This is a genomic window from Citrobacter sp. Cb031 (genome assembly GCF_030336725.1).
Classification (GTDB): domain Bacteria; phylum Pseudomonadota; class Gammaproteobacteria; order Enterobacterales; family Enterobacteriaceae; genus Citrobacter; species Citrobacter braakii.
The window spans coordinates 416,989-442,901 of the sequence record NZ_JAOWDA010000019.1 but is presented as its reverse complement, the minus strand read 5'-3'; the positions used below and the strand labels follow the sequence as shown (position 1 = coordinate 442,901).

21 protein-coding genes are annotated in these 25,913 nt (G+C 50.5%); 9 read left to right on the top strand and 12 right to left on the bottom strand.

Annotated features, from left to right (window positions below; genetic code table 11):
- Positions 1–115: 115 nt before the first annotated feature.
- Together OGV93_RS03295 and preA are read left to right on the top strand one after the other, a co-directional pair.
- Positions 116–1,357, top strand: coding sequence for an NAD(P)-dependent oxidoreductase (locus OGV93_RS03295; protein ID WP_287109362.1), 1,242 nt, complete (start codon positions 116–118; stop codon positions 1,355–1,357).
- Entirely contained in the window at positions 1,351–2,586 is a 1,236-nt protein-coding gene (gene preA, locus OGV93_RS03290) for an NAD-dependent dihydropyrimidine dehydrogenase subunit PreA (protein ID WP_019077224.1), read from the top strand. The genes OGV93_RS03295 and preA overlap by 7 nt, the downstream gene beginning before the upstream one ends.
- Before the next feature lie 57 nt (positions 2,587–2,643).
- Here the strand turns inward: preA and mglC are convergent, their stop codons facing one another.
- The 6 genes from mglC to folE form a co-directional block, all read right to left on the bottom strand.
- Positions 2,644–3,654 (bottom strand): galactose/methyl galactoside ABC transporter permease MglC, encoded by a 1,011-nt coding sequence (mglC, locus tag OGV93_RS03285; RefSeq protein ID WP_003027393.1) that lies wholly within the window; start codon positions 3,652–3,654, stop codon positions 2,644–2,646.
- A gap of 15 nt (positions 3,655–3,669) precedes the next feature.
- The gene (gene mglA, locus OGV93_RS03280; RefSeq protein ID WP_016153718.1) at positions 3,670–5,190 is read right to left on the bottom strand and encodes a galactose/methyl galactoside ABC transporter ATP-binding protein MglA; all 1,521 of its coding nucleotides are present in this window, start codon (positions 5,188–5,190) and stop codon (positions 3,670–3,672) included.
- 71 nt (positions 5,191–5,261) lie between these two features.
- Positions 5,262–6,260: a galactose/glucose ABC transporter substrate-binding protein MglB gene (gene mglB, locus OGV93_RS03275; RefSeq protein ID WP_016153719.1), complete on the bottom strand. Its 999-nt coding sequence runs from the start codon at positions 6,258–6,260 to the stop codon at positions 5,262–5,264.
- 293 nt (positions 6,261–6,553) lie between these two features.
- Positions 6,554–7,579, bottom strand: a complete 1,026-nt coding sequence (galS, locus tag OGV93_RS03270; RefSeq protein WP_047359172.1) for an HTH-type transcriptional regulator GalS — start codon at positions 7,577–7,579, stop codon at positions 6,554–6,556.
- Positions 7,580–7,723: 144 nt separating this feature from the next.
- A complete protein-coding gene (yeiB, locus tag OGV93_RS03265) occupies positions 7,724–8,881 on the bottom strand; it encodes a DUF418 domain-containing protein YeiB (RefSeq protein ID WP_287109361.1) in 1,158 nt (385 codons plus the stop codon).
- Positions 8,882–8,895: 14 nt separating this feature from the next.
- The gene (folE, locus tag OGV93_RS03260; protein WP_003027410.1) at positions 8,896–9,564 is read right to left on the bottom strand and encodes a GTP cyclohydrolase I FolE; all 669 of its coding nucleotides are present in this window, start codon (positions 9,562–9,564) and stop codon (positions 8,896–8,898) included.
- Positions 9,565–9,885: 321 nt separating this feature from the next.
- Between folE and fghA the strand changes: the two genes are divergently transcribed.
- Together fghA and OGV93_RS03250 are read left to right on the top strand one after the other, a co-directional pair.
- Complete coding sequence (gene fghA / locus OGV93_RS03255; protein ID WP_016153722.1) at positions 9,886–10,722, top strand: S-formylglutathione hydrolase; 837 nt, start codon at positions 9,886–9,888, stop codon at positions 10,720–10,722.
- A gap of 348 nt (positions 10,723–11,070) precedes the next feature.
- Positions 11,071–13,056: a ligand-gated channel protein gene (locus tag OGV93_RS03250; protein ID WP_016156980.1), complete on the top strand. Its 1,986-nt coding sequence runs from the start codon at positions 11,071–11,073 to the stop codon at positions 13,054–13,056.
- Between the two features lie 65 nt (positions 13,057–13,121).
- Here OGV93_RS03250 and lysP read toward each other — a convergent pair whose 3' ends face one another.
- Entirely contained in the window at positions 13,122–14,591 is a 1,470-nt protein-coding gene (gene lysP / locus OGV93_RS03245) for a lysine-specific permease (RefSeq protein ID WP_016153724.1), read from the bottom strand.
- A 203-nt stretch (positions 14,592–14,794) separates the two neighbouring features.
- Positions 14,795–15,667, bottom strand: a complete 873-nt coding sequence (gene yieE / locus OGV93_RS03240; protein ID WP_016153725.1) for a DNA-binding transcriptional regulator YeiE — start codon at positions 15,665–15,667, stop codon at positions 14,795–14,797.
- Positions 15,668–15,912: 245 nt separating this feature from the next.
- On the opposite strand from yieE, the gene OGV93_RS03235 reads away from it, so the two are divergent.
- The 3 genes from OGV93_RS03235 (at position 15,913) to OGV93_RS03225 (ending at position 18,982) form a co-directional block, all read left to right on the top strand.
- Complete coding sequence (locus OGV93_RS03235) at positions 15,913–16,962, top strand: YeiH family protein (protein ID WP_016153726.1); 1,050 nt, start codon at positions 15,913–15,915, stop codon at positions 16,960–16,962.
- Between the two features lie 71 nt (positions 16,963–17,033).
- Complete coding sequence (nfo, locus tag OGV93_RS03230) at positions 17,034–17,891, top strand: deoxyribonuclease IV (protein ID WP_016156981.1); 858 nt, start codon at positions 17,034–17,036, stop codon at positions 17,889–17,891.
- 2 nt (positions 17,892–17,893) lie between these two features.
- Positions 17,894–18,982 (top strand): sugar kinase, encoded by a 1,089-nt coding sequence (locus OGV93_RS03225; RefSeq protein WP_169329958.1) that lies wholly within the window; start codon positions 17,894–17,896, stop codon positions 18,980–18,982.
- Positions 18,983–19,025: 43 nt separating this feature from the next.
- Here OGV93_RS03225 and OGV93_RS03220 read toward each other — a convergent pair whose 3' ends face one another.
- The 4 genes from OGV93_RS03220 to hypT all read right to left on the bottom strand — a co-directional run bounded on the left by OGV93_RS03220 (position 19,026) and on the right by hypT (position 23,452).
- Positions 19,026–20,276 carry a NupC/NupG family nucleoside CNT transporter gene (locus tag OGV93_RS03220; protein ID WP_016153729.1) on the bottom strand — a complete coding sequence of 417 codons (1,251 nt, stop codon included), beginning with the start codon at positions 20,274–20,276 and terminating at the stop codon, positions 19,026–19,028.
- Positions 20,277–20,372: 96 nt separating this feature from the next.
- The gene (locus tag OGV93_RS03215; RefSeq protein WP_169329957.1) at positions 20,373–21,308 is read right to left on the bottom strand and encodes a pseudouridine-5'-phosphate glycosidase; all 936 of its coding nucleotides are present in this window, start codon (positions 21,306–21,308) and stop codon (positions 20,373–20,375) included.
- Complete coding sequence (locus tag OGV93_RS03210) at positions 21,296–22,237, bottom strand: pseudouridine kinase (protein ID WP_016153731.1); 942 nt, start codon at positions 22,235–22,237, stop codon at positions 21,296–21,298. The genes OGV93_RS03215 and OGV93_RS03210 overlap by 13 nt, the downstream gene beginning before the upstream one ends.
- 303 nt (positions 22,238–22,540) lie before the next feature.
- On the bottom strand, positions 22,541–23,452 hold the full coding sequence (hypT, locus tag OGV93_RS03205) for a hypochlorite stress DNA-binding transcriptional regulator HypT (RefSeq protein ID WP_016153733.1): 912 nt from the start codon (positions 23,450–23,452) through the stop codon (positions 22,541–22,543).
- Positions 23,453–23,805: 353 nt separating this feature from the next.
- Between hypT and cuyB the strand changes: the two genes are divergently transcribed.
- Positions 23,806–24,525: a cysteate racemase gene (cuyB, locus tag OGV93_RS03200; RefSeq protein WP_016153734.1), complete on the top strand. Its 720-nt coding sequence runs from the start codon at positions 23,806–23,808 to the stop codon at positions 24,523–24,525.
- 76 nt (positions 24,526–24,601) lie between these two features.
- The gene (locus OGV93_RS03195) at positions 24,602–25,900 is read left to right on the top strand and encodes an anaerobic C4-dicarboxylate transporter (protein WP_019077234.1); all 1,299 of its coding nucleotides are present in this window, start codon (positions 24,602–24,604) and stop codon (positions 25,898–25,900) included.
- Positions 25,901–25,913: the final 13 nt, after the last annotated feature.

Below are 25,913 nucleotides of genomic sequence, written 5' to 3'. Positions count from 1 at the left end.
GAATCCTTTCACAGAATACTCTTCCTGCAGTGCTTAGCCTTAAGAATAGCCTTCACTTTTTATATTTTGTTATTAACGGTTTGCCTTAATTTACTCAAGCATTAAGGAAGAAAATATGCCACAACAAAATTATCTGGATGAGCTCACGCCTGCTTTTACCCCATTATTAGCAATAAAAGAGGCTTCCCGCTGTTTATTATGTCACGACGCCCCCTGTAGTCATGATTGCCCGGCGCAAACAGACCCAGGGAAATTTATTCGCTCTATTTATTTTCGTAATTTTAAAGGCGCTGCCGAAACTATCCGCGAAAATAATGCGCTCGGTGCGGTGTGCGCCCGGGTTTGCCCAACCGAAAAATTATGCCAGCGCGGATGTACGCGCTCAGGAATTGATAAACCTATCGATATTGCACGTCTGCAACGCTTTATTACCGATTTTGAACAGCAGACCGCAATGAAAATCTATCAGCCGGCAACAAAAACGCTCGGCAAGGTAGCTATCATCGGGGCGGGTCCGGCAGGGTTACAGGCCAGCGTAACGCTAAGTAATCTTGGTTATGATGTCACAATCTTCGAAAAACAGGCCCAGCCAGGTGGCTGGTTGCGTTATGGCATTCCTGAGTTTCGTCTGCCGCAGGCAGTTTTGGATCTTGAAATTGCCCGTATCGTTGAAATGGGCGTGACCATCAAGTGCAATTGTGAAGTCGGCAATGCCCTTTCCGTTGAGCAACTCAAAGCAGAATACCGCGCCGTACTGGTTACCGTAGGGATGTCTTACGGTTCAACATTACCTCTGTTTGAGAGGGCGAATCACGTCGAAATCGCCGTCGATTTTCTGCAACGAGCCCGCCAATCCAACGGCGATATTACCGTCGCACAAAGTGCATTAATCATCGGCGGTGGCGACGTGGCGATGGATGTCGCCAGTACGTTGAAGCTGCTGGGCTGCCCGTCAGTCACCTGTGTCGCGCGTGAAGAACTCGCTGACTTCCCGGCCAGCGACAAAGAATTCAGCAGCACACAGGCTTTAGGGGTGTCGATAATTGACGGCTTCACGCCCGTGGCGGTTAGCGGAAATCGAGTCACCTTTAAGCACGTACGTCAGCCTGGAGAACTCACGCTTGAAGCCGAACAGATTATTCTCGCCGTCGGCCAACATGCTCAGCTTGATAAATTCGCCGCGTTAAAGCCACAGCGCAATCTTATCGATACGCACAATTATCAAACCGCCGATCCGGCTCTGTTTGCTGCGGGCGATATTGTTAAAGGCGATAAAACAGTTGTTTACGCCGTGAAAGCAGGAAAAGAAGCCGCTCAGGCCATTCATCACTATTTAGAGGGAGCTTGCTCATGTTAACGAAAGATCTTTCTATTACTTTTTGCGGCGTCAAATTCCCCAACCCGTTCTGCCTCTCTTCCTCTCCGGTGGGCAACTGCTATGAAATGTGCGCCAAAGCCTATGATAGCGGCTGGGGTGGCATTGTTTTTAAAACGATCGGGTTCTTTATTGCTAATGAAGTCTCCCCTCGCTTTGACCATCTCACCAAAGAAGATACCGGCTTTATTGGCTTCAAAAACATGGAACAAATTGCCGAGCATCCGCTGGAGGAGAATCTGGCCGCAATTCGCCGACTGAAACAGGACTACCCGGACAAAGTCCTGATTGCGTCGATTATGGGGGAAAATGAGCAGCAATGGCAGGAACTGGCCCGCCTGGTTGAAGACGCGGGTGCAGACATGATCGAGTGTAACTTCTCGTGCCCGCAAATGACCTCACATGCCATGGGTAGCGATGTCGGGCAAAGCCCTGAGCTGGTTGAAAAGTATTGTCGGGCCGTTAAACGCGGCTCGTCCCTGCCGATGCTGGCGAAAATGACACCGAACATTGGTGATATGTGTGAGGTGGCTCTGGCAGCAAAACACGGAGGTGCCGACGGTATCGCGACCATCAATACGGTTAAATCCATCACGAATATCGATCTGAACCGAAAAATCGGGATGCCGATCGTCAACGGTAAATCCAGTATTTCCGGCTACTCCGGCAAGGCCGTTAAACCTATTGCTTTGCGATTTATCCAACAACTGCGCATGCACCCTGAACTGCGCGATTTCCCGATCAGCGGCATCGGGGGAATTGAGACCTGGGAAGATGCCGCCGAGTTTTTACTGTTAGGCGCGGCCACGCTGCAGGTGACCACCGGGATCATGCAGTATGGCTACCGGATTGTGGAGGACATGACCAGCGGGCTGTCACATTACCTCGCCGATCAAGGGTTTGACTCACTGGAGGAGATGGTTGGTCTTGCCAATGCCAATATCATCCCCGCGGAGGATCTTGACCGTAGCTACATCGTCTACCCGAACATTCATCTTGATAAATGCGTTGGCTGTGGCCGCTGCTACATCTCCTGTTATGACGGCGGACATCAGGCGATGGAATGGAATGAGGAAACCCGCACACCGCACTGCAACACAGAAAAATGTGTGGGATGCCTGCTGTGTGGTCACGTTTGCCCGGTAGCCTGTATTGAGCTGGGTGAGGTGAAATTTAAATCCGGTGAGAAAGAGCATGCGTTAACGTTGTAACTCTGACAAAAAAGCCCGGTACAGATTACGCTGCACCGGGCTTTTTGCGGTATACGATTACTTCTTACGCGCGTACTTCAGTGAGTCCAGCGCGACCGCGAAGATGATAATGCCGCCCTTGATAATGTACTGCCAGTAAGGGTTCACGCCAATGTAGGTCAGACCGTAGTTGATGACGGTGAAGATAATCACACCGGTCACCACGCCAAACACGGTTCCTACCCCGCCGCTGAACGACACGCCGCCAACCACGCACGCCGCAATCGCATCCAGCTCATACATAAAGCCGAGGTTGTTAGTCGCCGAGCCGATACGCCCGGCTTCGAGCAAACCACCAAAGGCATAAAACACGCCAGACAACGCATAGATGATCAGCAGGTTCAGCGCAACGTTGACCCCGGACACTTTCGCTGCTTCAGGGTTTCCGCCGATGGCGAAAATGTTTTTACCGAAGCGGGTCTTGTTCCACAGCACCCAGACAAACGCCACCGCAATCAGCGCATAGAAGGTGATGTAGGAGAGGCGGAAACTACCCAGCGCAATAAAGCCCTGCGCGAAGGTGGAGAATCCGCTGTCAAAGCCAGAAATTGGCGATGCGCCGACAAAGTCGTAGTACAGGGAGTTGATCCCGTAAACGATGATCATCGTACCCAGGGTGGTAATAAACGGCGTCACATTCAGATAAGCAATGATAATACCGTTCACCAGACCGATAATGGCGCCAATCACGCAAACAATCAGCACGACTACGATGATTGGCATTGTAGCCATTTCCGGGAACACCTTGTTGGCGTTCTCCATCGACTGTAGCAAGGTTGCCGCCACGACTGCCGCCAGGCCAACCTGACGTCCCGCCGACAGATCTGTCCCTTGGGTAACAATCAGCCCAGCCACACCCAATGCGATAATAATACGCACCGAGGATTGCGTCAGAATATTACTCAGGTTCAGTAAGCTTAAGAAAGTGGGATCCTGGAAAATAATAATCGCCAGCAAAACCAAAAGAACAACGTAAATTCCGCCTTCTTTCAGATAAGTAAGAAAACTTTTCTTATTTAACGCACTCATGAGGAGCCCCTAATCTTAAAGGTGCAAAGACGCAAGACGGAGGATTTCGTTTTGCGTTGTTGTTTTAGTGTCAACAATTCCGGCAACGAGACCATTGCTCATCACCAGAATACGATCGGTAATACCTAGCAGCTCCGGCATTTCAGAGGAAATAATAATAATCCCCTTATCCTTTTTCGCGAGTTCGGCAATCAACTGATAAATTTCAAATTTCGCGCCAACATCGATACCACGCGTGGGTTCATCTAACATCAGGATTTCTGGCTGCGTTAATAACCAGCGACCAATAACCACCTTTTGCTGATTACCACCGGACAGTGAACCGATTTGTGTACGATGGCCCGGCGTTTTCACCCTCATTGAGTCAATTACCCACTGGGTATCACTCTTCATGCGGGAATTATCCAGCAGACCAACTTTGTTTTTATAGTTTTGGATATTGGAGATTAACGAGTTAAAACCAATATCCAGATACGCGTAAATACCGGTTGAGCGGCGCTCTTCCGTGACCAGCGCAAAACCATGATTAATGGCCTCATTTGCGCTATGGTTATTAATTTTTTTGCCGTGTAGCGTAATCGTACCCGATGATTTCTCACGAATACCAAAAAGCGTTTCTACGATATCAGTACGTTTTGCGCCGACCAGCCCGGCAATCCCGAGAATTTCCCCTTTGTGCAAATCAAACGAGATATCACGAATCGACGGCTGACGCAGCGAGGTCAGGTTACGCACTTGCAGAATGACTTCACCGGGTTTGTTTTCTTTATCCGGAAAACGTTGGTTCAGTGAGCGGCCGACCATCATGGAGATGATCTTATCCATATCCAGCCCTTCCAGCGGCTGGGTCGCAATCCACTGGCCATCGCGCAGCACGGTAATTTCATCGCATAGCTGGAAGATTTCTTCCATCTTATGAGAAATATAAACAATACCGCATCCACGCTCTTTCAGCTTACGGATAATGGTAAACAGATGATTAACTTCTTTCTCGGTTAACGATGACGTTGGCTCATCCATGATGACGATTTTTGCGTCATAGGAGAACGCTTTCGCAATTTCAATCATCTGCATTTGAGAAACGGATAATGTACCAACACGCGCACGCGGATCGATATCAATATCCAGCTCATCAAATATCGCTTTGGTATCGCGGTACATTTTGTCCTGATCGACAAACATGCCTTTGGTGGGATAGCGTCCCAGCCACATGTTATCCATCACAGAACGTTGTAATACCAGGTTTAATTCCTGGTGTACCATCGAAATACCATTTTCAAGCGCTTCTTTAGCAGAATGAAAATCGATTTCTTTACCCTGAAATAAAATACTACCGGAATCTTTTTGATAGATGCCGAAAAGACATTTCAATAATGTTGATTTCCCCGCGCCATTCTCCCCCATTAAGGCATGAATGGAATGTGGGCGGACTTTTAAATTGACATTATCAAGAGCCTTAACGCCGGGGAAGGACTTGTTGATGCCGGTCATTTCCAACAAGTATTCGCCTGACGACTGAGTATGTGTGCTGACCATAATTATACCTTGTTGGCCTTGCAGAGTGCGTTATTAAGGGCGCAATGACATTGCGCCCAAAGACGGAGTATTTACTTATTGGTAAACTCTGCCAGATTATCTTTATCGACACCTACGTACGGAACGCGAACAATTTTGTTCTCAATTTTCCAGTTAGTGCCATCTGCCGCACCTTTGCCATCAGCCAGGTTTTTCGCCAGATCGAAGGTGGCTTTCGCCTGGTTGTTGGCGTCGTTCAGCACGGTACCAGCCATTGCGCCAGATTTCACCAGAGCCAGCGCTTCAGGCAGCGCATCCACACCAAATACCGGTACGCTGGTTTTGTTGTGCGCTTTCAATGCTTCAACTGCGCCCATTGCCATCGCATCATTGTTTGCGATAACCACTTCGATTTTGTTGGCGTTCGGACCGGACATCCACGCATCCATTTTATCTTTTGCCTGAGCGGTATCCCACATTGCAGTATCTAACTGCAGTTGCTCAGTTTTAATACCTTTATCGTTCAGCTCTTTAATCACGTAAGTGGTACGTGCTTCAGCGTCCGGGTGTCCCGGTTCGCCTTTCAGCAGAACAAACTGAATTTTGCCGTCTTTGTTCAGGTCCCAGTTCGGGTTCGCTGCCCAGTGTTTGGCGATCAAATCACCCTGAATAATACCGGACTCTTTAGAGTCAGTACCGACGTAAAACGCTTTGTCATAGCTGTCCAGCGCCTTACGAGAAGGTTCTTTGTTAAAGAACACGATCGGTACGTTCTGCCCGCGTGCCTTTTCAATGACCGTGCCTGCCGCTGCCGGGTCAACCAGGTTAATCGCCAGTGCTTTAACGCCTTTTGCCAGCAGCACGTCGATCTGGTCGTTTTGTTTGGACTGGTCGTTCTGCGAGTCATTCATCAGCAGCTGTACATCTGGCGCCGCTTTGGCATCTTTTTCAATAGCCTTACGTACTACAGACATAAAGTTATCGTCATACTTATAGATAGTCACACCAATGCGGGTATCAGCAGCGTGCGCAGCCGCGCCGAATAACATGCTTGCCATTACAGCAGACAGGGTCAACACCTTCTTATTCATGGTATCTCCGGTTTTATTATGCAGGGTAGTACTTGAGATAAATGCTCGGCAGGCAGAACGTTACTGAAGTGTTACTGAACGCCGAAGCTCACTTTTAAAAAATATTTCTTCCGTGTCTGGCAACGCTCCAAAAACAGGCTTTAATTTTTGTTTAAGGCACCTTTACCTCGGTGAAAGTGATTATTCACCGTTACATAGTAGTTACAGCGCAACAAACAGTGTCATCATAGCTATCGCATTGTTAATATACTGTGAATTTACTCACATATTGAAAGCGGTTACATCGCGCAACGTTATGAGTTAGTGATCGGTGCCGCATTCTGCCGAAGCGCCACAGAATGGCGACGGACCAGCGTCGGCATAAAGCAGTGCGTCGCCTCCAGGTCTAACGTGCCTGCAGCCCCCTGTAGCGCAAGCTCCGTCGCCATTTTTGCCATGGAGGCAATGGGATAGCGTACGGTGGTCAGTTGCGGATCGGTGTAACGCGCGATAGGAATATCATCAAAGCCAATGATAGAAAGGTGTAATGGAATAGCGATGCCGTTATCTTTTAGCGCAGTCAGCGCGCCGGCAGCCATATTGTCGTTATAGGCGAAAACCGCCGTCAGTTGTAAGTTACGTCCCAGCAGTTCTACCATCGCAGACTCTCCGCCTTGCATATCGGGCGAACCGGTGCCGACCCAACTTTCTGCCGCAACAATCCCCTGCTCTTTCAGGGCTGTTAACCACCCTTCTTTGCGCATGGTGTCATCTTCAATGCGATGGCTTGACGCCAGATAACCGATGCGTTGATGACCATTATTCAGCAGCATTCGGGTCGCCATTTTGGCACCGCTGATGTTATCCAGGCAGACGCAGCGGTGGGCGTACCCCGGCACCAGACGGTTGATCAGCACCATACCGGGGATCTGATCCATAAACTCGGCGAGTTCCCGATCGCTCAGTGCTTTAGAGTGTACAATCAGTGCGTTACAACGCTGACGAATCAACACCTCAATGGCATGACGTTCTTTTTCAGCCTCATGATAGCTGTTGCCAATCAGGACATACTTCTGATGCTGCTGGGCAACCATATCCACGGCTTTTACCAGCGCGCCAAAAAAGGCGTCTGATACATCCATGACCACAACACCAATCGTGTCGCTCACCTGCGTCGCCAGCGCTTGCGCGTTGGCATTAGGTCGATAGCCCAGCAGAGTAACTGCCTTCATTACCGCTTCACGCGTATCGGGACTCACCAGCGCACTGTTGTTCAGTACGCGGGAAACGGTGGCTACAGAAACGCCAGACTGTCGTGCCACATCACGTATGGTGATCATATTCACTGCCCTGTTTTAGATTGCGGTTGCCCGCAGACACCCCAGGCTGGGTATTTTGTCAGCACAATGAAACGCACTGCGTGAGAGATGTCACAGGAATGAAAGCGCTTACATCCGTTTTGTTAATGAATGTGATCCAGATCGTTATCTGGATGTACGCGGCAATGATGTCCCCGCAGCACGCAGGGTTAATTGACGCCACAGCCATTCCACCGGACCCTGGCGGTAAAAACGTAGCCATATGACGGAGAAAAGTAGGTTAACGGCCCAAACCGGAATGACGAAATACAGCAGCTCCAGTCGGTCAAATTTCATAAATAAGCCGACCTGGTAAAACAGCGTGGTGCAGATTAAGGTTTGTAACAGATAGTTAGTTAATGCCATGCGCCCCACACAGGCGATGGCAATGACCCATTTTAAGCGGCTAAGCTGCGGCCAGAAGCCGAACATCAGCGCGGCGTAACCAATGGTTTGCAACGGCGCGCCCAGCTCTCGCGGGGCTTGTAGCAAGAAGGCACACCAGCGATATGCCCAGTCCAGATGCCACTGAGCGACGATAGCAGGCAGGTTAATCGCCATCCCGAGAATGACCAGCAATACACCGGTGCGTCGGTAATGCTGTAAGCTGTACTGCCCTTTTAACCAACCGCTGCGCATCAATGCCGCGCCGAGCAGCATCATCCCCGCCAGTTGCCAGCCGTACTGTGCGCCCAGCGCCAGCAAGCTATTGGACATCATATCCACGCGATTGCTGACGGCTTCCATTCCACCGTTTATTTTCCAGTATTTTTCATACAGCAACGCTGAGGCATCCGGCGTCCAGGCACGACTGGTTTCACTCCCGGAGATTACCCCCAGCAGCAGCAATACGCCAACGCCCACCAGATAAAGCAGTACGCCGGTGTTAAATAAGCTTTTTACCGACGGCGCTTCACGGATCAACCGCCAACAAATCAGGCCGATTAAGCCATATGCCAGCAGGATATCGCCATCCCAGAAGAGTAAACCGTGAATAAAACCCAATAGAACCAGCAGCGTAAGCCGCGACTGGATCCAGCGTTTGCCGCGCGGGAGCAGCATTTGCAGACCGGCACCGAACAGCAGCGCAAACAGCGTGAGGAATTTTACCTGCGCAAAGAGATCGAGCAGCGCCCAGGTCCAGGCGTCGGATAAGGTGATGTTGCCATACCACGCGGGATTGAGGTATGCCGCCTTTGGCAGGCCAAAGGCGCTAATATTGAGAAGCAGGATACCAAGAATGGCGACGCCACGAATAAAATCCAGCGTGACATTACGCTCCATGGTCCCTGCCCTAATCAGTTGTGATGACGTACTGCGCGCAGGAATTCCTGACGCGTGTTCTGGCTGGACTTAAACAATCCGCCAAGAGAAGTGGTCGTGGTCGCACTGGTCGCATCGCGAATGCCACGCGCTTTCACACAGTAATGTACCGCATCAATCGACACCGCCACATTATTCGTCCCGAGCAGCGTTTGCAGCGCGGTGAGAATTTGCTGGGTGAGACGTTCCTGTACCTGCGGACGCTGTGCGAAAAACTGCACAATGCGGTTAATCTTCGACAGACCAATAACCGAATCTTTCGGGATATACGCCACCGTCGCTTTGCCATCGATAGTAACAAAGTGGTGTTCGCAGGTGCTGGTCAGCGTGATATCGCGAACCGTGACCATCTCGTCCACCTTCATTTTGTTTTCAATGACGGTAATTTTCGGGAAGTTGGCGTAGTCGAGGCCGGAGAAAATCTCATCGACATACATTTTCGCAATGCGATGCGGAGTTTCCATCAAACTGTCATCGCTCAAATCGAGATTGAGCAACTGCATAATCTCGGTCATATGGCCCGAAATAAGACGTTTGCGCGTTTCGTTATCCATCTCTTGCACGGGCGGGCGTAGTGGCGTTTCAAGACCACGCGCGACCAGCGCTTCATGAACCAGGGCCGCTTCTTTACTGAGTGATGACATTTCTTCTTCTCCTGCAGGTGGGGCGCCTCTGCCCTGCATGGGGCAAAGTTTTTAGGCTGTGTCACAGCCAGAACATTGTGCGTGAGGCGGCGCACATAATCCAGTATTCACCGCGATAATTATTGAAATTGGTACAGCCTTTCAGCGTAGCGATTTCACTTGTCGTTCTACCCGGCGACGTCGAGTGTTAATGTAAAGTTATATAGATGATGAAGTATGTTTGCTCAATGCGGAAGTGAAAGTTGCTCACAGTGCCATGAATAATCTGTATTATGGTGAGTTCGCAAACATATTCAGGTTCAACACAACAAGGAGCCCCGCATGGAAATGCTTGAAGAGCACCGCTGTTTTGAAGGCTGGCAGCAACGCTGGCGTCACGACTCCGCCACGTTAAATTGCACCATGACCTTCAGTATTTTTCTTCCTCCCCCGCGCGATAACACCCCGCCTCCGGTGCTGTACTGGCTGTCGGGTCTGACATGCAATGATGAAAACTTCACGACTAAAGCCGGCGCACAACGCATCGCGGCTGAGCTGGGCATTGTACTGGTGATGCCGGACACCAGTCCGCGCGGCGAACAGGTTGCCAATGATGATGGCTACGATTTAGGCCAGGGGGCGGGATTTTACCTCAATGCCACCCAACAGCCATGGGCAACGCATTTTCGCATGTATGACTATCTGCGTGATGAGCTGCCAGCACTGATTCAATCGCAGTTTAACGTCAGCGATCGCTGCGCCATCAGTGGACACTCCATGGGCGGTCACGGCGCATTGATTATGGCGCTGAAAAATCCCGGGAAATACACCAGCATTTCCGCCTTTGCGCCGATCGTAAATCCTTGCCGCGTTCCGTGGGGGGAGAAGGCTTTTAGCGCGTATCTGGGTGAAGATAAATCACAGTGGGCCGCGTGGGACAGCTGCGAGTTAATGTTGGCCAGCAAGCCCGCAGACGCGATTCCGACGCTTATTGATCAAGGAGACAGCGATCAGTTTCTCGCCGATCAGCTGCAACCCGCGGTACTAGCCGAAACGGCCCGTCAAACCGCATGGCCAATGACGCTACGCATCCAGCCAGGTTACGACCATAGCTATTACTTTATTGCGTCGTTTATTGAGGATCACCTGCGCTTCCATGCCCAGTATTTGTTGAAGTAACGCCTGAGTGAGGGCGCCAGCCCTCTTCATTTCTCCATCATTCCTTCACTTTTTCTCCTTTTTTCTTTCTCCACTATCCTATTGATTTAAAAAGCATTACCCTCAAAACAAGATCAAACACAAATGATTTCGATTATCATTTGTGTTTACAAACATTCATACTTTTGTACAATCCATTCGCTTCTTTACTGAAAAGAGTCCTTAAAAGACAAATACATACAATTGTCATGGCCTTTCACATGACGCGCTGATCGTTACCCTAAATAATTCGAGTTGTATGAACGCGCGTAGCCACGCATCTGCAACTTGAAGTATGCCGGGTAAATTCATTTAAATGGAATGATACAAATGACTATACCTCACGTTAAGGCTGTAGCTGCCGCAGTATGCGTCGCCAGTCTCCCATCACTCGGGCATGCCGCTGAACAAGACACCGTGGTGGTTACCGCCACCGGCTTCGAACAGAAAATTCAGGACGCTCCCGCTTCGATATCTGTTATTACCAAGCAGCAGATTGAGGACAAAGCCTATCGCGATGTTACCGATGCGCTAAAAGATGTCCCTGGCGTCGTCGTCACCGGCGGGGGTAGCAGCAGCGATATCAGTATTCGTGGTATGGCTTCGCAATACACGCTCTTCCTGGTCAACGGTAAACGCATCAGCACACGCGGCACACGTCCTAACAGCGACAACTCAGGTATTGAGCAAGGTTGGCTGCCGCCGCTGGAATCCATCGAGCGTATCGAGGTAATCCGTGGCCCAATGTCATCTCTGTACGGCTCCGATGCGATGGGCGGCGTCATTAACGTCATCACCAAGAAAGTGTCGAATACCAAAGCCTGGACCGGCTCTCTGCACGGCGATGCCACTTTCCAGGAAGACAGAGACTCCGGCGATATTTATCAGACCAACGCCTATGCGTCTGGGCCACTGATTGACGGATTACTCGGCGCAAAAGTGACCGGATTATTCTCTCATCGGGCGGAGGACAAAATCCTCAATGGCTACAATGAACAGCGTATGCGTAACGGGGGCTTAACCCTGAACTTTACGCCAGATGATAAAAATGACATCGACTTCGATTACGCACGTGAACTGCAGGATCGCGACAGCACGCCAGGCAAATCCATGGCCGAGGAAAGCTGCCGCAACGGAAGCTGCAAGCCCAACAGTAAAAGCGAAAACAAGTATGTGCACACAACGTATTCACTAACCCACAGCGGTTATTACGACGACTTCAACTCCACCAGCTATGTCCAGCAGGAAGAGACCGAAAACCCAGGTCGCCAGATGAAGTCCTACAACACGATTTTCAATAACCAGAACCAGGTCTTCCTTGGGGCGCACACCCTGACGTTAGGCGGGCAATACCGTTATGAAAAACTGAGTGATAACGGCAACCAGCTGCAAGCTGCTGATGGACTGAACAAACTGACCCGCTGGAGCTGGGCGCTGTTTGCTGAAGATGAGTGGGCCGTTACCGATACCTTCACGCTGACTGGCGGTCTGCGTATGGATAAAGATGAAAACTACGGCGACAACTGGACGCCGCGCGGTTATGGCGTATGGCATCTGAGCGATCAATGGACCTTAAAAGGCGGCGTTTCAGCGGGCTATCGCGCACCGGATCTGCGCCAGTCGTCTGCCAGTTGGGGACAGGTCACCGGCGGCGGTAGACTGAACGGCATCATTGTCGGCAACCCGGACCTGAAGCCGGAGAAAAGCCTCAGCGAAGAGATCGGTTTACTGTGGGATAACGGCAACGATCTCAACGCGGGCGTCACGCTGTTCAATACTGACTTCAAAGACAAAATCACCGAAGTGCGCCGCTGTAACAGCAGCTCCGATCCGGCCTGTACCATCGGCAATACCCACTATGACTTCGTCAGCGATCGCGTTAACGTCGATAAAGCCAATATGCGCGGCGTAGAATCCACTTTCGGCTGGAAGATGACTTCCGACATCAACTGGACGGCGAACTACACTTACACGGAATCTGAACAGAAAAGCGGTCAGTTCTCCGGTCAGCCATTGAACAAAATGCCAAAGCATATGTTCAACACCACGCTGGACTGGCAGGCCACGCAGGATCTCGGTTTCTGGAGCCGTCTGAATCTGCGCGGGAAAACGTCTGAATACCTGAGCCGTACCTCCATGGCGCAGGGCACCCCGTCCTATACTCAGGTCGATGTTGGTTTACGCTATTATGCTAACAAAGATCTGCTGATGACCGCTGGCGTGTATAACGTGCTGGATAAGCAAATCGATTACGATACCTACGACACTGTTCTCGATGGTCGTCGTTACACGGTTGGCCTGACTTACAGCTTCTAAGTCTGGCGCAATAAAAAAACCCCGGCACTCATCATGCCGGGGTTTTTGTTATGCTTTTTATACTGTTATTTCTTCACGCGATCCGGGAATTTCATTTCGCTGTAGCGAACAAAATGAGTTCCTTTCGCCAGCTTATAGCCAAACCAGATAATCAGGAACAGCGGGATACCGATATAGGTTGCCATCACGCCGCCCCAGTCAATGCTATCTTTCAGGAACGCTTCGTAGTTCTGGCCCAGAGTGATAATCAGGCACAGCACAAAGGCGAAGATCGGACCCAGCGGGAAGAAGCCAGAACGGTACGGCAGATCCTTCACATCGTGACCCTGCAACACATAACCGCGACGGAAACGATAGTGGCTAATAGCGATCCCCAGCCAGGCGATAAAGCCCGTCATCCCGGAGGTGTTCAGCAGCCAGAGGTACACGGTCTGGTTACCAAACATCGAGGTCAGGAAACACAGCCCCGCCACCACGGTCGTCGCATACAGCGCGTTACGCGGTACGCCGCCACGAGACAGTTTGCCGAAAATACGCGGCGCTTTACCGTCGCATGCCAGGGTGTAAAGCATACGCGTGGAGGCATACATCCCGGAGTTACCCGCTGACAGTACCGCCGTCAGGATAACCGCGTTCATTACTGCTGCGGCTGACAGCAGACCCGCATGCTGGAATACCAACGTGAACGGGCTAACGCTGATGTCTTTCACATCGTTGCGCAGCAGGCTCGGATCGGTGTACGGGATAATCAGGCTGATAATCAAAATCGCGAACACATAGAACAGCAGGATTCGCCAGAACACCTGACGCACCGCACGTGGAATGTTCTTTTCAGGATCTTCAGATTCGCCTGCCGCGATACCAATCAGCTCAGTTCCCTGGAAGGAGAAGCCGACGATCATCGCCACGCCAATCATAGCGGCAAAACCCCCGGCAAACGGTGCATCACCGGTCGTCCAGTTGCTCCAGCCCACCGGCTGAGTGCCTTTGAAGATACCGAAAATCATCATCACGCCAACCACGATGAAGATAATTACAGTGGTGACTTTGATCAGCGAGAACCAGTATTCCGCTTCACCAAATCCGCGAACGGAAATGTAGTTCAGCAGGAAGATAACGCCGAGGAACAGTGCGCTCCAGATCCAGCCCGGCGTGTCCGGGAACCACCAGCTCATCACCAACTGTGCGGCCACCAGGTCAACGGCAATCGTTACCGCCCAGTTGTACCAGTAGTTCCAGCCCAGCGCGAAGCCAAAGCCTTCTTCTACGTAGTTTTGACCGTAAGTGGAGAACGAGCCGGAAACCGGCATATAGGCAGCCAGTTCACCGAGGCTGGTCATCAGGAAGTACACCATCAGACCGATCAGGATATAAGAGAACAACGCGCCGCCAGGACCCGCCGCAGAAATAGTTGCACCAGATGCAACGAAAAGACCTGTACCGATGGAGCCTCCAATGGCAATCATCGTCAGGTGACGCGCCTTCAGTTCACGACGTAGCGTGGGCGCTTCTGTGGTTTTAGTTTCGGAAACCATGTGAAAATGCTATCCATCCAAAAAATGAGGCGCGATTGTAGCAGACGAAATGGCATTCTTCCGGCACAAATGCGCTGTTATAAGAGACCTTCATGACTGGCCGCGGATTATAAGTAAAGCAGAAAACGGGCGGCACAAGGCGGTTAAGACGTAACAGCCATTATGGATAGGGTGGCCTGACGAGAGTTAGCGCGCTATTCGCCCTACTCAACCTGGTCGCTGTAATATAAAAAACGCGTAATGGCATTGGAGATATGTTTTTGCCGGTGATGAACGCGCCAGAGAGTGCGCACTAAACGCGGCAGTGGCACGGTAACTTCGCTCAGCGTCCCTGCCTGTAACTGCTCCGCAATGACCCGACGCGACAAACAGCTGATCCCGAGACCATGGCGCACCGCATGCTTAATGGCCTCGGAGTTCCCCAACTCCATCGCCATCTGAAATCTTGGCAGATGAGACAACAGCAGGTAATCCACCAGTTCACGCGTACCCGATCCTCGCTCACGCAGGATCCACGGCGAAGCAGCCAGCTGTTCCAGCGTAACGGGCCCCTTTGTGAGCGGTGACGACGGTGCGGCAAACACCACCAGTTCGTCCTCCAGCCACGGTTCAGAGATGATTTCCGTACTGTGACACGGCCCTTCAATCAGCCCGATGTCTACCCGAAAATCCAGCACCGCATTGATCACGTCCTGGCTGTTGCCCACGCTAAGTTCCAGCGGCAAATCGGGGAAGTCCTGGCGATAACGAGCGATCATGGCGGGCAGAATATAATTACCGATGGTGCTACTGGCATAGACCCGAATGGCGCCATTATCTTTGCGAAAAAGCTGTTCGATTTCGGTCGTTTGCTCAAGTAACGCCAGCGCGCGCGGATAAAGCAAGCGTCCGTGTTCGTTAACCACCAGCCGTTTGCCGACACGGTCAAACAGTTGCACGCCAAGTTGCCCTTCCAGATCGGTAAGCGCCGCACTCACCGCCGACTGCGACAATGCCAGCATGACAGATGCCTGGGTCGTTGAGCCGCTTTTTAGTACCTCAGCAAACACTTCAAGTTGTCGCAGGGTGATATGCATAGTCGTTTTCCACCGGATAGCCGTTACTTATACCCTAAATAATTCGAGTTGCAGGAAGGCGGCAAGAGAGAGCATCCCCCCGGAGCGTACTTAAGTACGTGACTGGGGTGAACGAGCGCAGCCAACGCACATGCAACTTGAAGTATCACGGGTATACCACTTATATAGATTAATTATAAATATATAATCAATTTTATTTTTAAACCACTTCGCCTTACTCTTTTACCCAGATAAAGGAGAAGGATATGACAGAACTCACCTTACAGACTCATCGTCGTACAGCGTGGCATTTTATTCCGGGGCTTGCCCTGAGTGCAGTTATCACTGGGGTCGCCTTATGGGGAGGATCTATTCCCGCCGTCGCAGGTGCCGGGTTCAGCGCCCTCACCTTAGCCATCTTATTGGGGATGATTCTCGGCAACACCGTCTATCCGCACATCTGGAAAAGCTGTGACGGCGGCGTGCTGTTCGCGAAACAACATTTATTACGTCTGGGGATTATCCTCTACGGTTTCCGCCTCACCTTCGCGCAAATTGCTGACGTCGGCGTCAGCGGTATCGTGATTGATGTGTTAACGCTAAGCAGCACCTTTATGATTGCCTGTTTCCTGGGGCAGAAAGTATTTGGTCTGGACCGTCACACCAGCTGGCTGATTGGCGCGGGTAGCAGCATTTGTGGTGCCGCCGCCGTGCTGGCAACCGAACCAGTGGTGAAAGCAGAAGCCAGTAAAGTGACCGTCGCTGTCGCCACCGTGGTTATCTTCGGTACTATCGCTATCTTCCTGTATCCGGCGATGTATCCGTTGCTTTCACACTGGTTTAGCCCAGAAACCTACGGCATTTACATTGGCTCCACCATGCATGAAGTTGCACAGGTTGTGGCTGCCGGGCACGCCATTAGCCCGGATGCGGAAAACGCCGCGGTTATTGCCAAAATGCTGCGCGTCATGATGCTGGCACCGTTCCTTATCCTCCTGGCCGCACGCGTTAAACAACTGTCTCCGGCCACGGGCGGTGAGAAGAGCAAAATAACCATTCCATGGTTTGCCATCCTGTTCATTGTGGTCGCAATTTTTAACTCGTTCCACCTGCTGCCACAGTCAGTAGTGAACATGCTGGTAACGCTGGACACCATTTTGCTGGCAATGGCGATGGCTGCCCTGGGGCTGACCACGCACGTTAGCGCGCTGAAAAAAGCCGGTGCCAAACCGTTACTGATGGCCCTGCTGCTGTTTGTCTGGCTGATTGTGGGTGGCGGTGCGATTAACGTCGCTATCCACGCGCTGATGGCATAAACGATCACGACTCACCTCTATTAACCCGCTATACTCTCCCTTTTTGTATTTGAGTATGGCGGGTTAAATTTATGAAATATATCGGAGCGCACGTAAGCGCCGCTGGCGGTCTGGCTAACGCCGCTATTCGAGCCGCAGAAATCGAAGCGACCGCATTCGCCCTGTTCACCAAAAATCAGCGCCAGTGGCGTGCCGCGCCGCTGACCACCGAAATCATTGATGATTTTAAATCTGCCTGCGAGAAGTATCATTATACTGCCGCCCAGATCCTGCCTCACGACAGTTACCTGATTAACCTCGGTCATCCGGTTAGCGATGCGCTGGAAAAATCACGTGATGCGTTTATAGATGAAATGCAGCGCTGTGAACTGCTGGGCTTATCCTTGCTGAACTTTCACCCGGGCAGCCATTTGATGCAGATCCCGGAAGATGAGTGTCTGGCGCGCATTGCCGAATCCATCAACATCGCCCTTGCTCAGACCCAGGGCGTTACGGCAGTTATCGAAAATACCGCCGGACAAGGCAGCAACCTTGGATTTAAGTTTGAGCACCTTGCCGCCATTATCGACGGCGTCGAAGATAAGTCCCGCGTCGGCGTCTGTATTGATACCTGCCATGCCTTCGCGGCCGGTTACGATTTGCGCTCCGTCGAGGAATGCGAAAAGACGTTTACGGAATTTGAGCGTATTGTCGGCTTCAGGTACCTACGCGGTATGCACCTGAACGACGCCAAGAGCGCATTTGGCAGTCGCGTTGACCGTCACCACAGCTTAGGTGAAGGCAATATTGGCCACGATGCCTTCCGTTGGATCATGCAGGACAATCGTTTTGACGGCATTCCGCTGGTGCTCGAAACGATTAATCCGGATATCTGGGCAGAAGAGATTGCCTGGCTGAAAGCCCAGCAAACAGAAAAAGCGGTGGCATAATCATGAACGACAGGGAAAAGCAGATCCTTAAGATCCTGCGTCGCAATCCGTTGATTCAGCAGAATGAAATCGCCGATATTTTGCAGATCAGCCGTTCACGCGTTGCTGCGCATATTATGGATTTGATGCGTAAAGGCATGATCAAAGGTAAAGGTTATATCCTTACCGAACAGGATTATTGCGTGGTTGTTGGGGCGATCAATATGGATATTCGTGGTGTTGCTGACATCCACTATCCTCAGGCTGCCTCTAACCCTGGTAACATTCACTGCTCGGCAGGCGGCGTGGGACGCAACATCGCCCACAACCTGGCGCTGCTGGGCCGTGACGTCCACTTAATTTCCGCTGTTGGCAGTGATTTCTATGGCGAAACATTGCTGGAACAAACGCGTCAGGCCGGTGTTAACGTTTCCAGTTGCATACGCCTGCATGGACATAACACCTCAACTTACCTGTCGATCGCTAATCAGCAGGAAGAGACCGTACTGGCAATTAACGATACCCATATCCTGCAACAATTGACGCCGCAGTTACTGAACAGTTCGCGAGATTTGATCCGCCATTCCGGTGTCGTACTGGCAGATTGCAATCTGACTGCCGAAGCCATTGAGTGGGTCTTTACTATTGCTGATGATATTCCGGTATTCATTGACACCGTTTCAGAGTTCAAAGCGGCAAAAATGAAGACCTGGTTTACGCGTATTCATACGCTAAAACCAACGCAGAAAGAGCTGGCGATTTTGTGGGGTCAACCTATTCATTCAGATGCCGATCGCGTACTGGCCGTCAATAGTCTCCATCAGCAAGGGGTAAAACGAATCTTTGTTTGCCTGGAAGATGAATCCGTTTTTTGCAGCGAAAAGGACGGGGAACAGTTTTTACTGACGCCTCCTGAGCATACGATTGTAGACAGTTTTGGCGCCGACGATGCTTTTATGGCGGGATTGCTGTACAGCTTTCTGGAAGGTAGTGAATTTCGTGAAAGCGCTCACTTTGCCATGGCCTGCGCGGCATTATCGCGAGCCAGCGTCAGCATCAACAACCCAACCCTCTCAGCAGATAACGCCTTGTATTTGCTGCAAACTGCTTAAATGTAATGCCGGATGGCGCTACGCGTATCCGGCATTATTTTCGCTATGCCAGCCCGATAAAGAAACCGGCTATAGTAGCGCTCATCAGGTTTGACAGCGTTGCTGCTGCCAGCGCGCGCATGCCAAGCTGCGCGATTTCCGGGGCACGCTGTGGCGCTATCGCCGAAAATGCTCCGACGACAACGCCAATCGAACCAAAGTTAGCGAAACCGCACAGCGCAAACGAGATAATCGCAATGGTCTTCACATCCAGCGTTCCACCCGCTTGCAGATACGGCGAGAAGTTGAGATAAGCGACAAACTCGTTAATCGCCAGCTTCTGTCCGATCAGGCTGCCTGCCAGCGTCGCATCGCCCCAGTCCACACCCATAATCCACGCCAGCGGGGCTAGCGCATAGCCAAAGATCCCTTCCAGAGTGGCGTGACCAAAGCCAAACCACCCACCAATTCCGCCAATAATGCCGTTAATCAGCGCGATAATGGCGACAAATGCCATTACGACCGTCGCCACGCCAGCAGCAATTTTCAGCCCGGTCATCGCTCCGCTCGCCGCTGCTTCGATGATGCTTTTCGGTGGCGTTTCAGTAAATGACAGGTTCTCAAAGGTGACGCGAGATTCTTCAGTAGCCGGACTCAGCATACGCGCGAACAAAATACCGCCAGGAATTGCCATCAACGATGCCGCCAGCAAATAGTCAATCGGAACGCCCATTCCGGCGTAACCAATCATCATTGAGCCAGCAATCGAGGCCATCCCACTACAAATAGCGGTAAACAGCTCATTGCGATTCAGGCGGTCAATAAACGGCTTCACGATCGCCGGGATCTCGTTTTGCCCGAGGAAAATCGTCGTTACGGCGACAAATGACTCGATCTTACTGATGTTCAGCGCTTTCTGGAAAATACCGCCGAGGATGCGGATCAACAGTCCCATCACGCCAATGTAGTAGAGAAGACTGATCAGTGCGGTCACAAAAATGATGGCCGGAAGCACCCGAAAAGCAAAGATAAACCCGGCTCCGTCAAACAGCACATCCATTTTTGGCCCAACCAGGGAGCCAAAGATAAATGCGCTTCCCGCGTCACTGTATGACATCACCTTGTGGACACCGAGCGCAGCCTGTTCAACCAGCCATTTTCCTGGCGGGAAGTACAGCATAATGCCGCCGATTGCGATTTGCAGTACCAGTGCAGCCCCGACCGTGCGCAGACTTATACGTTTTTTATTTACTGACAGCAGAAACGCGATGGCCAGTAATACCACCATACCCACAACACTTCTCATTATATCCATAATGAAATTCCCTTCATGCCAGGAAACCCGGCGTTATCGCCAGGTTTTGGTAGGTTTGATATTCGCGGGCGACCGCATTCTGCCCGGGAAATTCTGTCAGACGAGGCGCTGATACTCCTTCGCAATTTCACAGGCCAGTACCGCATTGTTGAACACCAGCTGAATATTTGATTTCAGGCTGTCACCACCGGTCAGCTCTGCAACCCGCGCTAACAGGAACGGCGTACTCTCTTTGCCCACGATGCCCTGATCTTCCGCTTCTTTTACCGCCCGATCGATTGCCGCATTAATTTTCTCTTCGGCCATCGCAAACTGCTCTGGGATGGGGTTCGCAACAACCAGACCGCCGTCGAGACCCGTTTGCCATTTCACCGCCATGGCACGGGCAATCTCTTGCGCACTGTCCAGACGGATACTGACCTCAAACGGACTGGTACGGCAGAAAAATGCTGGCAACGCGTTGGTTTGATAACCAATTAACGGCACACCAAAGGTTTCTAAATATTCAGTAGTTAAGCCGAGATCAAGAATAGATTTCGCCCCGGCACAAATTACCGTGACATTGGTATGCGCCAGTTCTTGCAGATCCGCGGAAATATCAAAGGTATGTTCAGCACCACGATGAACCCCACCTATTCCCCCTGTCGCAAATACTTTAATTCCCGCCAGGGCGGCAATAATCATGGTTGAGGCAACCGTCGTTGCACCATTTTTTCCTGCCGCGACCACAAACGGCAAATCACGACGACTTACTTTCGTAACGCTATGACCTTCTCGCCCAAGCAGCTCAATTTCATCTTTGCTTAAACCAACTTTCATTATTCCGCCAATAATGGCAATGGTCGCAGGAACCGCACCGTGTTTACGAATAGTTTCTTCTACTTCAATCGCTGTCTGGGCATTCTGCGGAAATGGCATACCATGAGAAATAATGGTTGATTCAAGTGCAACAATCGGCTTCTTACTGTTTAATGCTTCCTGTACTTCTGGAGATATTTGTAATAATTCAGAGGAAAGAGTTAATTCAGACATTCTGTGTTCTCCACTAATGAGCTTACATTCGCAACAGACAAATCAGGGTTATTGGTATATTCACAGGCTAACGCCATTGATGAACAACCCTGCGCAAATCGAACCGAATCAATAAAGGGCATGCCGTCTACCCAGCAGGAAGCCAGTCCAGCCATCATCGCATCGCCAGCCCCGGTAACATTAATGACGTGAGTTTTAATCGGCAGCGACCAACCACGACTCCCCGCAATATCACTGTAATAAACACCGTCGCCGCCCATGCTGAGCACCAGCCTATTTAAGCCGCGATCATGAAACCAGGCGGCGACTTTACCCACGTCATCACGCCCGGAAAGCGCAATACCGCTTAGCGTTTCGGCTTCAAGCCGGTTGGGTTTAAGAGTGTGAATTTGTCCAAGCCGCTCGCGAATTTTGACGCATTTCCATGCCGATACCGGGTCAACAAACACCGGAACCTCTCCGGCATTTTCCAGCACCCATGCCAGGGCATCTTCGCTGATATTGCAATCGGCGACGATGACTTTCGCCTGCCGAATAAAATCATGATGCTGTGATAAAAAATCAGCTGAAATATGTTCGGTAATGCTCATATCATTAATGGCAACCAACATTTCACCGGTGTTATCAAGCAATGATAAATAACTGGACGTATTCTCTCCGGGAACGATAAGACACTTATCAACATGAACTCCGGATTGATTGGTTTGCGCCAATAACGATTGTCCATAAAAATCATTACCAACCGCCGTCAGTAACCATGAATTTTTCCCCAGCAGCGCGAGATTATGTGCAATGTTACGTCCAACTCCGCCGGGGGTGAATTTTATCTTTCCTGGATTCGAATCCGCATAATTTAGAGAAGCATGCGAATACCCAGCAACATCCATATTGGCCGAGCCAATAGTTACTATGTATTCCTTTTCACGCATAGCACGTCCCCTGGCAATTAACTTGCCACAAATGAGTTCGTTAAAAATAACCAACGCCACACATCAGGTTATTAGAGCACATGTTCACTATCAAACACATGTTCATAGTAAGCGTGTTTTTGACAAAGTAAATCCATATTCAAGATCTAAACTCAATAGATATGAACAGAATCACAATTTTTTATAGATACAGTCTGTAAAGGAAAGAGAAAATGAGAGGTAGTACACAATTCAAGCAGTCTAAAGAGTTTAACTCCGGCATAACCGGAGATTTTTCAGATGCGCCAGACGATCCGGTTCGTATCAACTGAGCGAAACAAGGTCCTCTGGCATATGGTTGTACAAAATCCGCCAGAAGTGCTCAGCCGTTTTATTCAACCGGGTATCCATTCGGTAAATATAAGCCTGAATAGGCACCATCAGTTCCGGCGTCTGCAGACAAACCAGCCGCTTTTCGCGCAGTTCGTTTACGATTGTCCACGCCGGCAGCCAGGCGATACCATGCCCATCCAATGCCATATTTTTTAATAACTCACTCATCGAAGACATAAACAGCGTTCGGGCTGAAATGCCGCCTACTTCCGCCAGATGACGGTTTACCAATCTTCCCATGTAGGATGTGCTGGTATAGTTCAGAATCGGCGCCTGCGACTGGTAGATATCAAACAACGCCTTACCCTGCGCATCAACTGCACACACGGGGTACAGTTCAGACTCAAAAACCTTCAAGCCGCAGAAAGGTGACTGCATTAAATCTTCATCCCGAAAGGAGATAATAAAATCGCTTTTCCCCTCGCGCAGAGTATTCACCGCCTGAACAACATCAATAGCTTCAACGTGATAGACAAACTCCTCACCCCAGGCCGCCATTGAGTGCACCAATCTGGGCAACATCGTCAGCGACAGAGAATGTGCCGCCGCTATTTTGATATTGGGTACACCCAGTAAATTGTGGCCGCTTAGCTCATCCAGATTACATTCCAGCTGTTGCAACAAACTACGGGTTTGCGAATGAAATAGCTTGCCCTCCTCCGTGAGTTGCAGTGGGCTCGTTGTGCGATCAAAAAGCAGCACACCCACGGCTGATTCGAGCGCCTTGATCCGCCGACTAAATGCCGGTTGGGATATGTTACGCTCCTCAGCTGCCTGGGAAAAATGACGGCATGCCTCCAACGTCAGAAAGTCGTATAACCATTTTGTCTCAATATTTTTCATGCTTATCACGCGGATATTTAAATATGCCTATTAGCCTTAAAGCATCATGCCTGAATAGTTCCGGAGATGACATTCATCATTAGCGCCTGGTGATTCGTTTTTTGCATCAAGGCTTCATTTTTAACATTAACATACTTCTCTCCCTATCGGTTACGACCGCTTGCCCGCCGCGTAACGCGTAGCCTCTGGCCGAATACCGGCCTGCTGAGGTTACACAATAAACAACAGTCATGCGGTTTTTGCATTGAACCATACATTATTGCATTTCTCCTCACGTCTCACTGCTGTTAAACATTATCAGCAGACACAACCCGGCTCTGAATATTAATTATCGGTGAATTGAGGTATATATCGTGAAAGGTTTAATTGGCGTGCTTGGTGGTATGGGACCTGCTGCAACGGTCGATCTGTTTAATAAATTCGTCACTTTTACCGCTGCGCAACGTGACCAGGAACATATCCCCTTAATTATTTCATCTATTCCTGACATTCCAGACCGAACCGACGCGTTAATGCATCATGGTCATTCCCCACTTCCGGCAATGCGCGATTATATGCATAAACTCGAAGATGCTGGCGCCGAGTGTATTGTGATCCCCTGTAACACCGCCCACTTTTGGTTTAATGAATTAAAAGCGTGCTGCCATACAGAGCTGCTCAGTATCGTTGAAACGACCATCAATGAGGTTAAAAACTGCGGGAAATCGCAAATCGGATTACTCGCCACCAACGCCACTTTATACATGGGCCTCTATCAAAAAGGCATAGAATCTCTTGGGTTAACCTGCATTAGCCCTGACTCATCCAGTCAGGAAAAAGTGATGGAAAGCATCTATTGCTTAAAAGCTGGTGATGCTAAGCGGGCACAAACGCTGATGAATGAACAGGCTGAAGCACTCTTCTCACGCGGGGCACAAGTCATCGTGCTCGGATGTACTGAAGTTCCTGTTATTCTTGCCGAAGCAGTCAACAAGTCACCTGAGAAATATATTGATTCAACCGGTTCGTTGGTTCGTGCCGGTATTAAATGGTACGAGAAACGCGTGGGTAAAAATCACCTTTTGGCGCAATGAATATCCCTACCTGTTTAATTGTTGCATTAAATAAAAACCCATTTTAATTACAAATTACTCTCTGGCGGAGGCCATTATGATTTGGCTAGAAATTATCGTAGTGTTGGGCGCAATATTTTTCGGTATCCGCCTTGGCGGAATTGGTATTGGTTTATGCGGCGGGCTGGGGCTGGCTATTTTAACGCTGGGGTTTGGGCTGCAAATTGGTTCACCACCCGTTGACGTTATTCTTATTATTATGACGGTGGTGGTGGCGGCATCGGCGCTACAGGCCGCCGGAGGCATGGATTATCTGGTTCGCATTGCCGGTAATTTTATGCGCCGTAACCCTAAATATATCAATATTATTGCGCCGATTATCACCTGGTCGATGACGATTATGGCGGGAACAGGGTTCATCGTCTTTTCTACTCTGCCAGTGATTGCCGAAGTTGCCAAAGAGTCAGGAATTCGCCCTTCTCGTACGCTCGCAGGCTCCGTAGTCGCTTCTCAGGTGGCGATATCCGGTTCGCCGATCAGTGCCGCAATGGCCGCTATGCTGACTATTATGGAAGGCAACGGTATCAGCTTTATTCAGGTCATGGCGGTTTGTCTGCCTGCCTCATTTGTCGCCGCGATGGTCGCCGCTTTTATCGCCTCACGTCAGGGATGTGAGCTACAGGATGATGAAGTCTATCTGGAACGCCTGCAAAAAGGACTGGTGCGTAAATATGCAGGGCAAAACAGCACAACGCCAGGTGCCAGACTGTCAGTCGCCCTGTTTATGCTGGCAACGGTGGTCATCGTTATTCTTGCCGCATGCCCTCAATTGCGCCCTGGATTCGATGCAGGTAACGCAATGAATACCCGGGATATTATCATTATCTGCATGCTAGCTGCCGCATGTCTGATGGTGGTGCTATGCAAAACATCAACAGACGCGATTGTCCTGACATCCACGTTTCGCGCGGGTATGAGTTCGTTGGCTGTGATTCTGGGAATTGTTACGCTGGGCACAACCTTCATTGATGCCCACTTAACGGAGATAAAGGATATCGCGGGCGATATTCTACGGGCTTATCCGATGCTGTTGGCGCTGGTGCTGTTTGGTACCTGCGCGCTTCTCTATTCGCAGGGAGCCACCACGCCGCTGATTATCCCTCTTGCCGTCGCGCTCGGCGTACCTACATGGGCCATTCTGGCTTCCTATGTCGCAGTGACCGGCGTGTTTGTTCTGCCAACTTATCCGACTTCGCTGGCGGCAATGGAGTTCGACACCACCGGGACAACGCGCGTGGGTAAGTATGTCTTAAACCATCCGTTTATGTTGCCAGGGCTTGGCGGGATCATTGCTGGCGTTGCCTTTGGTTTTATCATCGCGCCAATGATTGCCTGAACCGGTTTAACAC